Annotated in this window: 14 protein-coding genes; 5 read left to right on the top strand and 9 right to left on the bottom strand. The window is 56.9% G+C overall.

Annotation, left to right across the window (positions count from 1 at the left end):
• Positions 1-6 precede the first annotated feature (6 nt).
• The 3 genes from AC0TOF_RS20615 to AC0TOF_RS20605 all read right to left on the bottom strand — a co-directional run bounded on the left by AC0TOF_RS20615 (position 7) and on the right by AC0TOF_RS20605 (position 2497).
• Entirely contained in the window at positions 7-771 is a 765-nt protein-coding gene (locus tag AC0TOF_RS20615; RefSeq protein ID WP_473769624.1) for a bestrophin-like domain, read from the bottom strand.
• A 349-nt stretch (positions 772-1120) separates the two neighbouring features.
• Positions 1121-1876: a porin family protein gene (locus AC0TOF_RS20610; protein ID WP_473769623.1), complete on the bottom strand. Its 756-nt coding sequence runs from the start codon at positions 1874-1876 to the stop codon at positions 1121-1123.
• A 351-nt stretch (positions 1877-2227) separates the two neighbouring features.
• Positions 2228-2497 (bottom strand): hypothetical protein, encoded by a 270-nt coding sequence (locus tag AC0TOF_RS20605; RefSeq protein ID WP_122002691.1) that lies wholly within the window; start codon positions 2495-2497, stop codon positions 2228-2230.
• A 397-nt stretch (positions 2498-2894) separates the two neighbouring features.
• On the opposite strand from AC0TOF_RS20605, the gene AC0TOF_RS20600 reads away from it, so the two are divergent.
• Positions 2895-3962, top strand: coding sequence for a DUF475 domain-containing protein (locus AC0TOF_RS20600; RefSeq protein ID WP_122002692.1), 1068 nt, complete (start codon positions 2895-2897; stop codon positions 3960-3962).
• A 149-nt stretch (positions 3963-4111) separates the two neighbouring features.
• Entirely contained in the window at positions 4112-4609 is a 498-nt protein-coding gene (locus tag AC0TOF_RS20595; protein ID WP_473769622.1) for a DUF2165 family protein, read from the top strand.
• On the opposite strand, the gene pncA is transcribed toward AC0TOF_RS20595, so the two are convergent.
• Entirely contained in the window at positions 4601-5230 is a 630-nt protein-coding gene (pncA, locus tag AC0TOF_RS20590) for a bifunctional nicotinamidase/pyrazinamidase (protein ID WP_122002694.1), read from the bottom strand. The two genes, AC0TOF_RS20595 and pncA, sit on opposite strands and share 9 nt — an antisense overlap.
• Positions 5231-5366: 136 nt before the next feature.
• On the opposite strand from pncA, the gene AC0TOF_RS20585 reads away from it, so the two are divergent.
• Positions 5367-5588, top strand: coding sequence for an alkylphosphonate utilization protein (locus AC0TOF_RS20585; protein WP_006467255.1), 222 nt, complete (start codon positions 5367-5369; stop codon positions 5586-5588).
• A 33-nt stretch (positions 5589-5621) separates the two neighbouring features.
• On the opposite strand, the gene AC0TOF_RS20580 is transcribed toward AC0TOF_RS20585, so the two are convergent.
• Positions 5622-6734, bottom strand: a complete 1113-nt coding sequence (locus AC0TOF_RS20580; RefSeq protein ID WP_473769621.1) for an FAD-binding oxidoreductase — start codon at positions 6732-6734, stop codon at positions 5622-5624.
• 32 nt (positions 6735-6766) lie between these two features.
• The gene (locus AC0TOF_RS20575) at positions 6767-8014 is read right to left on the bottom strand and encodes an aromatic ring-hydroxylating oxygenase subunit alpha (protein WP_122002697.1); all 1248 of its coding nucleotides are present in this window, start codon (positions 8012-8014) and stop codon (positions 6767-6769) included.
• 338 nt (positions 8015-8352) lie between these two features.
• Between AC0TOF_RS20575 and AC0TOF_RS20570 the strand changes: the two genes are divergently transcribed.
• Both AC0TOF_RS20570 and AC0TOF_RS20565 read left to right on the top strand, forming a co-directional pair.
• Positions 8353-9039 (top strand): D-lyxose/D-mannose family sugar isomerase, encoded by a 687-nt coding sequence (locus AC0TOF_RS20570; RefSeq protein ID WP_121982812.1) that lies wholly within the window; start codon positions 8353-8355, stop codon positions 9037-9039.
• A gap of 171 nt (positions 9040-9210) precedes the next feature.
• Entirely contained in the window at positions 9211-10521 is a 1311-nt protein-coding gene (locus AC0TOF_RS20565; protein WP_122002698.1) for a UDP-glucose dehydrogenase family protein, read from the top strand.
• A 17-nt stretch (positions 10522-10538) separates the two neighbouring features.
• Here the strand turns inward: AC0TOF_RS20565 and AC0TOF_RS20560 are convergent, their stop codons facing one another.
• The 3 genes from AC0TOF_RS20560 to AC0TOF_RS20550 all read right to left on the bottom strand — a co-directional run bounded on the left by AC0TOF_RS20560 (position 10539) and on the right by AC0TOF_RS20550 (position 12707).
• Positions 10539-10868 carry a lipid-A-disaccharide synthase N-terminal domain-containing protein gene (locus AC0TOF_RS20560; protein ID WP_122002699.1) on the bottom strand — a complete coding sequence of 110 codons (330 nt, stop codon included), beginning with the start codon at positions 10866-10868 and terminating at the stop codon, positions 10539-10541.
• Positions 10861-11592 carry a glycosyltransferase family 2 protein gene (locus AC0TOF_RS20555; protein ID WP_122002700.1) on the bottom strand — a complete coding sequence of 244 codons (732 nt, stop codon included), beginning with the start codon at positions 11590-11592 and terminating at the stop codon, positions 10861-10863. The genes AC0TOF_RS20560 and AC0TOF_RS20555 overlap by 8 nt, the downstream gene beginning before the upstream one ends.
• 170 nt (positions 11593-11762) lie before the next feature.
• Positions 11763-12707: an alpha/beta fold hydrolase gene (locus AC0TOF_RS20550; protein WP_473769620.1), complete on the bottom strand. Its 945-nt coding sequence runs from the start codon at positions 12705-12707 to the stop codon at positions 11763-11765.
• Positions 12708-12905 lie beyond the last annotated feature (198 nt).

Below are 12905 nucleotides of genomic sequence, written 5' to 3'. Positions count from 1 at the left end.
GCTATTCTAGCGCTGCTTATGGCTGGTGAAAAGCAGGGACGGTTCCAGGCGCTCCAGCCCCTGATAGGGATTGGCATGTATTGCCAGAATCCACAGACAGAACGAGGCGGTCAGCGAATAGATGACGAGCGCTTTCACGCCAGCCCGCACGCGATCGGCGTGGGTTGCGGCGATGGTTATCGCCGTCAGAAATGTCAGCGAAAGCACCAGATACCATTTGTAGTAGTCGATTGAGGTCGATCCGACAGCCAGACGGGTATTGCGGGCGTCCTGCAATTCATCGAAGTCGTTGATAAGCTGGGAGATTACGGGCGCGGGGACATCGGTGCGCGCCAGATTGATGATTTCGCGCCTTATGTCCTGCAACGCGGTTTCGACGGAGCTTGCCGGCTCGACATTGATCTTGTCGCGCCATTCATCGTCGATCACCGCGCGGCGATAGCCGGTGAGGGCGGTAGTAAGGGCAGGCGCGGCCAATATCTCCGCTTTGGAGGTTCCAATCAGACGGGAAATCGCCGAACGTTCTTCACTGACAGCCTGATCGGCCCGGGAATTGACGCTCCAGATATCGGCTGCGACAAAGCCGAGTGATAAAGCCCAGGCCGTTGCTATGGTGCCGATGAAGGCACCGATCGGAATAGACAAAGCGTCGCTGGCTGCGTGTTTTGACAGCATGTCCAGTGCGAAGCGCCCGACCGCGTAGAAGACGATTCCGAGTATGACGAAGGCCGCAAATGACAGGTAAATCGGCAGCTCGAAGATAAAGGCCATTCTTCCCCCACTTGGAGCGCTTCCAGTCAATCGGACCCGCTCCAACTCATTTCTGGCGGATATCGTTCCCGAAAGCTGCTTTCCGCTGCGCTCTGATATCCGGCATAGTACCAGCTAATATTAGGGAGAAGTGGTTGAATTTTACTTAGAGCCGCTCCTGTTTTAACCAGATCGTTGGGCCTGCTCTATCTGCTTGTTTTTTTCCGCATTTCAGTCTGACGAGCTGTCGATCCGGAGCCTGATCATTTTCCATTCTCGGCAGCAATGTTGCGCCAATTGAAGCGGGGCAAATAGCAAAACCCGCCGGTTGAGCCGGCGGGTCGAACGGGTGAGACCAAATCTATCGCGATCAGAACGAGACGGAAAGGCCGATGACGGGCCCATGCTGGGTCACGTCATACTTGAACTTCGAAACCGTATCGTTGTCCTTGTAATCCTGATAGAGCGCACGGTAACCGACGCGGAATGTCGTCGGCACATCGAAAACCAGCGTGCGATAGCCGAGATAGATCTGGCCGTTGGCGCTGAGCTTGGTTCCGGCCCCGAAACCGCCAATGTCGGCTTCCGCGAAAATGTTCCAGCGGTCATTGATATCGTAGAAGACGCGGGTACCAATGAACGGGTCGGTCCATTCCACCTTGCGCGAACCGCTGAAGCGCTCGACTTCCAGTCCCGCTTCGAGCTTTGTCCAGCGCACGCCGATTGTCGGTTCAATCGCGAAAACACGCTGGCCTCCGAAAAGCGTCGTTCCTTCGAGCTGCTGTTCATAAATGCGGTAAAATGCGCCGCCCGACAGGCTTGTCGTTTTGATGTCCAGCGAGAGTTCGTTATCGCGGAGGCTTTCATCCTGGCTGGTCTTGACGTACTGCCCGTCGATGTAGAAGCCGAATGTGCCGTTGTTGACTTCGACATTGCCCATGAAGCTCATGTCGAGATTTTCGAATATCTCGCGAAACGGCATGTTCACATCGGTGCTGCGGCCGAACAGGCCGGCGCTGCCGTTCAAGGATGCGCCCCAGACATAGGGGCTGAAGATAACGCGCCAGCGCTGCTGGTCCTGAATTTCTGGTTGTGGCGCCACGGCATCGGCGGCAAGCGATGCCATTGATGAACCTATTAAAACAGTTGATGCTAATATACTGTCTCTAAAAAGTTTTAACAGTAAATTCCCGTTCTGGTTACGTGATCTTCCGTCTTTCACTGTGAAAACCCCCTCATTTTATGTATTAGCATTTTTGGTAATACATCGGAATCAAATCTTTTACCCTATATATGTTAATCGTTTTGGGAAATAAACAGAAAACAGATACTTGTATTGGGGGGTGCCCTGCTGTTTTCAGTGGTTTTTTCTCTGGCTGGAGTGTGCTCAAAGCCAAGTATCCGTTTGATCAAGAGACCGACGCTGCCCATTGGCAGCTCTCCCCCGGCAGGGCGGATACTCTCAATCGGAACCGTTCTATTGATGGCTGGAATTGCCGCCCTTTTTACCTGCCCCGCTGATGATGGCTTCGAGCAGCCAGGGCTTGCGGTCGATGATATCGGAAAGCTCACGCAGGCCAATATCCGACCCGGCTTCCCTTAACAGCTGGCCGGCGAGAGCGGCAGAACCATTTTTGCCGTCCTGCGTCATGCGGTGGGCTCTCCGGATAAGAAGTTCCGGCTGTGAGAAACTGCTTTCGGCAAGTCTTTTCTCTATTCGACGCTGTAGCTCTTCCGGAGCAATCATCTGCTGAATTTCCTCATTCCTGAAACGGGCGTAGCCGAGAGAGGCATGCGGCCCATATTATGAATCTATGTTGAGACGACGTTTTTGCTACGTGACAATTCGTACAAATCGGATGTTTTGGGAATTTTACTGTGTGGAGAAGTGCTTGGGATTGGGGTTTAGTAACGGCCCCCGGTAACGAAATGTTTCAACACATCAAATCCGCAAAATTGCCAATTTATTGCCACGCTTTCTCTTGTTTGCATCTGGCCGCCTACTTACATAGCCGATACGCCTTGGCGGGAAGAGCAGTGGTCAGGCAGAACGTATGCGGGAAGCGGATTTCGCTTCGCGGGTCCGTTGTGCGGTGCCCGCTGCCTGTTTCCGTTTGATAACAATAATAATCCGATGGTTTGCAATGGCCACTCTTCGTTATTTCATCTGGCCCATGGTTTTCACCGTATTGGGTCTCGCAGGTGCCGTCTGGCTCGGCTATGAATTGACCGGCACCTTTGGGGGAATGGTCTCCGTCTTCATCATCTGTGCGGTTTTGAGCGTTCTGGAAATCTCACTTTCCTTCGATAACGCCATCGTCAATGCCCGCATCCTGCGCGACATGACGCCGGAATGGCAGCACCGCTTCCTGACCTGGGGCATCATCATCGCCGTTTTCGGCATGCGCATCATCTTCCCGCTGGCCATCGTCGCGGTTGCCATGTGGACCGATCCGATCTCCGCGCTGAAACTCGCCATCTGGCAGCCTGATGAATATGCCCGCGTGATTGCGGATTCGCATACGGGTATCGCGGCCTTTGGCGGTACATTCCTGCTGATGGTCGGCATGAAGTATTTCTTCGATGTCGAGAAGGACGTGCACTGGATCAAGGCCATCGAAAGCCGCATGTCGAAGTTCGCTTCGGTGCAAGGGGTGGAGATCGGCGTCGCAATCGCTCTCATCATCTTCTTCTCCTACCAGCTCGATGCCGAGCATTCGCATACGTTCCTGATCGCTGCCCTGTTCGGTCTGCTGACCTTCCTGGCTGTCGAAGGGCTGGGCGAGGTGCTGGACGCGACGCAGGAGCAGATGGACATGGTGCATCGCGGCGGTCTTGGCGCTTTCATTTATCTGGAAGTGCTGGATGCCAGCTTCTCGTTCGACGGGGTTATCGGTGCGTTCGCGCTGACCACGAACCTGTTCATCATCGCCATCGGTCTTGGCATCGGCGCTTTCTATGTGCGCTCGCTGACCATCATGCTTGTCGAGCGCAAGACGCTCGGACAGTATCGCTATCTCGAACATGGCGCTTTCTACGCGATCCTCGTTCTGGCGGTCATCATGTATGTCCAGACGCTGGTGCATATCCCGGAAGTCATCACCGGCCTTATCGGTGCGGCTTTGATCGGTCTCTCCTTCATGTCGTCGCTACGCTATAACCGGCTCAATCCGAACTGGCAGGAAGACGCAGAAGAAGCCACGGGGCACTAAATCTGCCTTCTGCTGTAAGATTGAAAAGGGCAGCTTCGGCTGCCCCTTTTTGTTGCCCTTGACCGAATCGCCGCAGTTGAGGACCATCACCGAATGCGAGCGACATCGTTTTCGGTGCGCTGCGATCAATTCGGGGGAAGGGGATTTCCATGGTAGTAACACGGTTGAGCAAAACAGCCCTTGTGGCGGCGATTGCCTTTTTCGCAACGCTGGTTTCGTTCGGCAACATCACAGACTACGACACCAATTTCGGATTTGTGCAGCACGTCCTTATGATGGACACGATCTTTCCAGATGCTACGATCAAGTATCGTGCCATCGATAATCCGATGCTGCATAATGCCGCCTATATTCTCATCATCGCGGCGGAAACACTGACGGCAATCCTGTGCTGGATCGGGGCTTTTGCCATGCTCGGCCGGTTGAGCGACCGCGCGGTGAGCTTCAATCGTTCCAAGAAATGGGCCATTGCCGGTCTGTCGCTCGGCTTTCTGGTCTGGCAGGTGGGCTTCATGTCCGTTGGCGGAGAATGGTTCGGCATGTGGATGTCGCAAACCTGGAACGGGATCGAATCCGCGTTCCGGTTCTTCATCACCATCATCGCCGTGCTTATCTTCGTGGCGATGCCGGACGGCGAGCTAGAGTAAGTGCGATGCTGAAACAGGCTCGTCGATCAGTTCGACGCCGGCCTGTTTCATCTTTTGCAGCATGATGTCCATGGAGCCGTTGAGATCGATGCCGCGACAGGCATCGAGACGGACGCGTACCTGAAAGCCCTGTGCCATGGCATCGAGCGCTGAATAGGCGACGCAGAAATCGGTGGCCAGCCCCACGAGCGTGAGCGAGCCGATATTGCGTTCGCGCAAATATCCGCCAAGGCCGGTTGGTGTTTTATGGTCGTTTTCGAAGAATGCGGAATAGCTGTCTATGCCGATGCGGAAGCCCTTGCGGATGACAAGCTGTGCCCGCGTCCATTGCAGGTCGGGGTGGAAATCCGCGCCGTGGCTGCCTTGCACGCAATGGTCGGGCCAGAGCGTTTGCAGGCCATAGGCCATTTCGATCGTATCGAAAGGCCTGGCGCGGGGGTGGGTGGAGGCGAAGCTTGAATGGTTGGCCGGGTGCCAGTCCTGCGTGAGAATGACGTTCTCGCTTTCCTCGATCAGCCGGTTGACGGTGGGAATGATTTCATCGCCGCGATCAACCGCCAGCGAACCGCCCGGGCAGAAATCGTTCTGGACGTCGATAACCACAAGTGCATGACCGATCATAATGCGCTCCGCTTCGCTGGTGTTTGGCGGACTATACCCACGCGATTTCCGCGAAACCAGCAAATATGCGTGTTCTGGTATAACATCGGCAAGAGTGCTACGGACGGCTCAAACGACAACCAGACAGGAGCCCATCATGACAGATGTAATCGTCCGCGACAGCAATGGCACTCAATTGAATGACGGCGATTCCGTCACGCTCATCAAGGACCTGAAGGTCAAGGGAACCTCCACGACATTGAAGCGCGGAACGCTGGTCAAGGGCATTCGCCTTACCGGAAACCCGGCGGAAGTCGATTGCAGCACCAAGCAGGTCAAGGGACTAGTGCTGCGGACCGAGTTTCTGAAAAAAGCCTAAGCCTCTTCCAGAACTCGTGCTGTGACTGCAAGGTCAGGCATCGATCTCCACGCGGCCGCGCGGGCGGCTGCAGCAGGCGAGGATATAGCCTTCCGCGATCTCGTCATCGCGGATGCCGCCATTGTGGTTCATTTCGGTTTCACCGCCGAGACACTTCACCTTGCAGGTGCCGCAGATGCCGAACTCGCAGGCGCTTGGAATCTTGAGCCCGCCATTGCGGGCGGCAAGCAGGATCGTATCGTTTTCGGTGCATTCGACTTCGACACCTGAAAGGCTGAAGACGACGCTGGCGGAAGCTACCGCCGGGGTGGCAGGTGCTGGTGAAGCCGCCTCGGAAAGCGTGGAAGGCACTGGAACCGACGAAATCTCGCTCGCCGGATTAAAGCTTTCCTGATGATAGTTGGCCATGTTGAAGCCGGCATCTTCCAGCAGGCCGCGCACGCCGTTCATGAACGGCTCCGGCCCGCAGCAGAACACCGTGCGATGCAGGAAATCAGGCGCCAGAAGTTCCAGCCGGGCGCGGTCGATGCGCCCGTGCAGGCCGGGCCAGACATGGCGCGCCGATGATTGCTCAACGATAAAGGCCAGCCGCATGGCTTCCATGCGTCCGGAAAGCAGTTCCAGCTCCCGGCGGAAAATGATGTCGTCTGGCGTGCGCGCGCAGTTGATAAATGCGACGTCGGTTGCCGGGACGCAGTCGAAAAGCCAGCGGGTCATGGAGACCATCGGCGTGATGCCGGAACCGGCAGAGACGAAGAGATATTTTTCGCCCGGATGGTTGGCGAGCGAGAAATCGCCATTCGGCCCGTAAGCCTTGATTTTCATCGGCGGGCGCAGATTGTCGAGCATCCAGCGCGTGCCGATGCTGCCCTTCTGCGCCTTGACCGTGACGGAGATGTGATAGGGACGGGAAGGCGTCGAGGACAGCGTATAAGTCCGCAGCACCGGCCCCAGGCCATCGGCCCGTTCAATCGGCAGTTCGAGGGTGACGAACTGGCCGGGCGTATAGCGGAACCAGTTGTCCTCGGCAGTCTTGAAGGAGAAGGTCATGACGTCTGGCGCTTCTTCGATGGCCGAGATGCATTCGAGCATCTGCAACCTGTCGTTCCACGGCAGCATCTCATCCAGATATTTCAGAGGCTGCATGGCCTTCTCACTTCTCGATTCATATTACAGTATCAGGCGACCCGGCTGAGCTTTGCCGCTTCGCCACGCAGACGCGGCGTCATGGTGTTGGTGTACCATTCAAGGAACTGCATCACGCCGCCTTCATGTTCGACCGAGTAAGGGCCGGGCTGATAGGCGGGCGAGCGGATGCCGACGGCATTTTCCTCCACGATCTGCCGGTCCTGATCATTGGTCTGTATCCAGACATGGGTCAGTTCGTCGAGATCGTAATCCACGCCTTCGACCGCATCCTTGTGAACGAGCCATTTGGTGGTGACGAGCGTTTCCTCGGCGCTGATCGGCAGAACGCGGAAGGAAATCGCGTGGTCGGCCATCAGATGGTTCCAGGTCGACGGATAGTTGAACAGCAGCATGGCGCCGATATTCGTGCCGCCAGCCACCTGATCGCTCAGCGGCTTCTTCACCGCTGCCTTGCCGGACATGGTGTAGCTCACCGCGTCGCGCAGAAGCGGAATGCGGGTGATGCGGTAACGACCGTCTTCCGACATGTTGAATTGTGCAGGCAGGCCGACGCTGGCGCAATTCTTCCAGAGCTGGTTGATCTCGGGGTCTTCCATGACGCCCTGCACGCCGGTTGCCGATGGCGCTTCCGGATAGGTGCGGCAGAGTTCGGGATGGTTGGCGGCGCAGTGATAGCACTCGCGGTTGTTTTCCCAGACCAGCTTCCAGTTGCCCTTTTCGACGATCGACATTTCGAAGGCGACCTTGGCATCCTTGATGTTGTGCGGCGCGAGATAAGGTTCGACCAGATTGCGGAAGGCAGCGAAATCGGGCGCTTCATCGGCGACGCAGATATAGATATAGCCCGCCACGGTTTCGCAATGCACCGGCTTGAGGCCGTATTCGGCAGGCTTGAAGTCGGGGCCGACCTGACGCGCGAAGAGCAGGCGTCCGTCCAGTTCGTAAGTCCACTGGTGATAAGGGCAGACGAGCTTTGCGGCAGTGCCCTTTTCGGCGGCGCAAATGCGCGAGCCGCGATGACGGCAGGAATTGTGGAAAGCACGAATGCCGCCCTGTGCGTCGCGAACGATGACGACGGGATAAGCGCCGATCTGCACGGTCATGTAGGAACCGGTCTTCGGCAGCTCGCAGTCGTGGCCGACAAACAGCCAGTCCTTGTAGAAAATGTTCTCCAGATCCTGCTTGTAGTATTCAGGATCGGTGTAGAATTTCTGCTCCAGGCTGAAATTGGGGTCGCGCCCGGTCAACAGCCCCAGCATTTCGTTGCGAACGTCCATAGCCTCGAACCCTTGCTTTCCATCTTGGACCGGCCTTCTGCTGTTCTCCCAGCGACTATGGCGCGATCCGGTGTTCCCTTTGTCTTCCGGAAGCACGGCTTGTCCCGTTATCTCAATGGCTTGCCCACATCTCCCGAGGTTTGCGGACTGGCTTCCGTTATCCTGATTCAATCACTGAACTATTCTAAACGCGCATTGGGATGCGACATGGTTTTCGCGTAAAGACGACACGTCAAAAATCGAGTTCACGACGTTTCCGGGATTGCAAATTGGTTTAAAAGCCAGTTACCACGTCAACCATATCCCAATCTGTTTCATTCCATGGGAGGTCGGTGGCCATGAAACGTTCTGAAATCAACGAGATCATTCGCGAAAGCGACGCATTCATTCGCTCTTTCGGCTACGTCATGCCGCCATTCGCCTATTGGTCGCCTGAGGAATTGAAGGCGCGCACCTCGTCCGATGCGCGTGCAATCCGCGACGCGCGCCTTGGCTGGGATATTACGGACTATGGACAGGGGAAGTTTGCCGATCTCGGACTGTTTCTCTTCACCACGCGCAACGGCAATGCCGAGGACCTCAAGCGCGGCGGCGGCATGCTCTATGCCGAAAAGATCATGATTTCGCGTGAAAACCAGCTTTCGCCGATGCATCGCCATGTGGTGAAGGCGGAAGACATTATCAATCGCGGCGGCGGCACGCTGGTGCTGGAACTGTTCAACTCGCTGCCGGACGGCAGCGTGGACGAGGAAACCGATGTGACGGTCGCGACCGATGGTCGCCTTGTGACGCAGAAGGCCGGCGCGCATCTGAAGCTGCAACCGGGTGAAAGCGTGACCCTGTTGCCCGGCAACTGGCACGCCTTCTGGGGCGAGGGCGGCGATGTGCTGATCGGTGAAGTTTCGACCGTCAACGATGACCTGACAGACAATATTTTCCGCGAGCCGATCGGCCGCTTTTCGAACATCGAAGAAAATGAGAAGCCGCTGCATTTGCTGGTGTCGGACTACGACAAATGGTTGTGAGCCTACCGAGATTTCGGTTCTGGCAGCCTGAAAATTGCGTGGTATGACGCTTCCGGTCCGCATGTAACTTTAAGTGAACGATGCTCCGGTTCTCTAACGCCTCCATTTCCGGCAAACCGGAGCCGGAATCTCAATCAGGCTCTCGTGAAGGCAAACTGAAGGACTGAACATATGAAGCTGGCGATGATCGGAACGGGCTATGTAGGGCTGGTTTCGGGTGTGTGTTTTGCCGAATTCGGCTTTCACGTCACCTGCGTCGACAAGAATCCGTCGATCATCGAACGGCTGAAGGCCGGCAAGGTCACCATCTTCGAGCCGGGGCTCGATGAGTTGATGACCCGCAACATTCGCGATGGCCGGTTGGAATTCAGCACCGATCTTCCAGCAAGCGTAGCGGATGCCGATGTCATCTTCATAGCGGTCGGCACGCCGTCGCGTCGCGGTGATGGCGAGGCAGACCTGCAATATATCGAGGCGGCTGCGGATGAAATCGCTGCCGCCATGAAGCCCGGTGCCGTGGTCGTCATCAAGTCGACGGTCGTGGTTGGCACCAATGCGCGCATACGCGACCGTATCAAGGCTGCCAATCCGGGCGTGCCGTTCTCGATGGTGTCCAATCCGGAGTTTTTGCGGGAAGGTTCGGCAATCGAGGACTTCATGCGGCCTGACCGCGTGGTTGTCGGCGTGGAGGACGAGCGCGGCAAGGGCGCAATGCAGCGCCTCTATCGTCCGCTTTACCTGCGTGAAACGCCGATGGTCGTCACGTCGCTCGAAAATGCGGAAATCATCAAATATGCGGCCAATGCCTTTCTGGCCATGAAAGTGACTTTCATCAACGAGGTTGCCGACCTTTGCGAAAAGACCGGCGGCAATGTGCAGGAAGTGGCCCGCGCCATCGGCATGGATAACCGCATTGGTTCCAAGTTCCTGCATGCAGGACCGGGCTTTGGCGGATCGTGCTTCCCGAAAGACACGCGCGCATTTGCTGCAACTGGCAAGAAATATGACGCGCGGCAGTCGCTGATTGAGCAGGTGATTGCGGTCAATGAAACGCGCAAGCAGTCCATGGCCGAGCGGATCGTGACCGCCGCCAAGGAAAGCGGCGCGGATACGGTCGCGGTTCTGGGCGTCGCCTTCAAGCCGAACACCGATGATATTCGCGAGTCTCCTGCGCTCGACATTATCGCGGCTATTCAGACAGCCGGGATCAAGGTGCAGGCGCACGATCCGGAAGCCATGGATGCAGCCAAGGTGGCGCTGCCCGATGTTGTCTGGTGCAATTCAGCCTATGAAGCGGCAGAGGGTGCGGGTGTCGTGGCTCTGCTGACCGAATGGAACGCCTATCGTGCGCTCGATCTGAAACGGATAGCCAGCGCCATGGCCGGAAATGTGCTGATTGACCTGCGCAATGTCTATAAGGCCGAAGATATTGCAGGCACCGGACTTGATTACCGTTCGGTGGGGCGCACGCTTCCAATCTGAATGAAATACCGGGGAGTTTACTCCCCGGCTGTCAGCCGCTTTTTCTCGTTGGCGATGAGCCATAGATTGCGGATATAGACGATCAGGCCAAGCGCTTGCCCTGCAATGAAGACAGGGTCCTTGCGCTGGATTGCATAGATCAGCAGCAAAGCGCCGCCAAACAGCGAGAAGAACCAGAAGGCGACCGGCATGACGCTGCGCTTCGCCTTTTCGGACGCAAGCCACTGCACGACGAAGCGCATGGTGAAGCAAGCCTGCGCGACGAAGCCCAGCACGATCCAGCCGTCCCACTGCGCCACGAAAACATCGTGCAGCCATTGTGACAGGCTGTTGAAAATATCAGTCATGGGTGATCTCTCTTACGCGAGGAACGACCTTGCGGCGCTTGCGCAGCCACCAGACGCCATAGAGGTCCAGAATGCCGCGCATTCCACGGTCCAGAATGCCGTAATTGGATTTGCCGTGGCGGCGTTCGCGGTCGACCACATCCACATGCACCACGTCGTAGCCTTCACGCAGCGCCAGTGCGGGCAAATAGCGATGCCAGCCGTCGAAGAAAGGCAGTTGCCGGAACAGGTCGGTGTGCAGCGCTTTCAGGCCGCAGCCGGAGTCACGCGTCTTGTCCTTGAGGATCGCGCCGCGCAGATTATTGGCAAAGCGGGAAGACAACTGCTTGAGTTTCGTATCGGTGCGCTTGAGGCGCTGTCCGGCAGCAATGCCGTAATCAGGCCCCGCCTTCATCAAGGCGTCAGCCAGCACCGGGAGATAGGCGGGGTTGTTCTGCCCGTCGCCATCCATGGTCACGACGATCTTGCCGCGCGCTGCAAAAACACCGGAGCGCACAGCCGCACTCTGGCCCGACGAGCGGTCATGGCGCAGATGGCGCAGCGGCTTGCCCGCATGGATGCGGCCTGCGAGCACATCGCTGGTGGAGTCTGTCGAACCGTCGTCGACGACGATGACTTCATATGCGCGGCCCTGCATGGCGGCATCGACTTCATCCAGCAGAAAGGCAAGATTGTCGGCTTCATTGCGGCAGGGGATAACCACAGAAATCGTCGGTGTGTCCAAGCGGGGTGTTCCTTTGTTCCTCGCGCTATCTGCTTAAGCCCGGCTTTTGGGCGGGAAACCCGATAGTGCGCAAGGCGCGCTGCATAGCATTGATTGCATGGCAAAGCCAAGACGGTTCAAGTAATCGTGAGCTTTGGCCCAATAGCTCGATTAATCGGTTGACCGCCGTTTTAGCCGGACATTGGCGGATACGGAAGAGCTTGCCCCAGCCAATCCAGAAAATTCTGCGTCACCTGATCCCGGTTGATCTCGTTGAGGCTTTCGTGGCGGGTGCCGGGCAGGATCGTGCAATCGACACGCTTGAAGCCCATCTTCCGCATTCTCTCCGCCAGCCTGCGCACTGCCGCACCGTTTGCCGTTGCCGGGTCTTCCGCGCCGCCAACCAGATTGAACGGCAGGTCTCGCGGAACCTTTGAGAAGTTGCGGTCGTCGGCGCCGCGCCGGATCATCCGGAAAATGTCGATCCACAGCGCCACACTGGCATCAAAGCCGCACAGCGGATCGGCGATATAGGCATCGACCTCGGCTGTATCGTGCGAAAGCCAGTCGAACAGCGTGCGGTGGCCCTTTATGGATCGGCCCCAGGCGCGGAAGGTCATTTTCGGCAGGATGCTGCTCGGAACGTCCGAGCCTTTCAGCATGCGCTCCATATAAAGAAGCGCAAGGGCGGCAGCGCTTTCCACTCCGCCATCGAAATTTGCATTCCAGATCGCCGCCGCATCGACCGTGTCGGCGTGATCCAGCACATAGTTCAGCGCGATCAGTCCGCCCATGGAGTGGCCGAAAAGAACGACCGGCAAGCCCGGATGGTTCTCGTGAATGTGGCGGTTGAGCGCCCGGACATCCCCGATGGCCACGATATGCCCCTGCTTTGGCGCGAACATTCCCCTAGGCGCATGCGCGCCGATATTGCTGCCATGCCCCCGGTGGTCATGAATGTAGACGTGGCAGCCAGCCGCAGCGAGTGCGGATGCGAAGCGTTCGTATCGCGCCGAATGTTCGGCAAGGCCATGACATATCTGGACGACCGCTCGCGGCGCACCGGCGCGAACTGTGCGGAACGGAAGTTCTGATTTGTCTGAGATCGGCAGACGGTGAATGGTTTTGAATGTCATTTCGCCATCTGATTTTATGCCGTGCAAATAGTCAATCTCCCCTGATGCGGCGTCGCTTAAACAGGCATTTGAACGGCGGGTGTATGAATTTTAGGCAACCGCGTTTTTTGTGCAGATTCTGCTTGAAAAGCGCAAAAACTTGGGCAAATCTAGCTTTGCAGACGGGTTTTTGAAGGGCATTCAGGGGCGTCGAGAGAC

This window comes from Ochrobactrum sp. PL_is501 (assembly GCF_055816895.1).
This window is presented reverse-complemented; position numbering and strand designations above follow the sequence as displayed.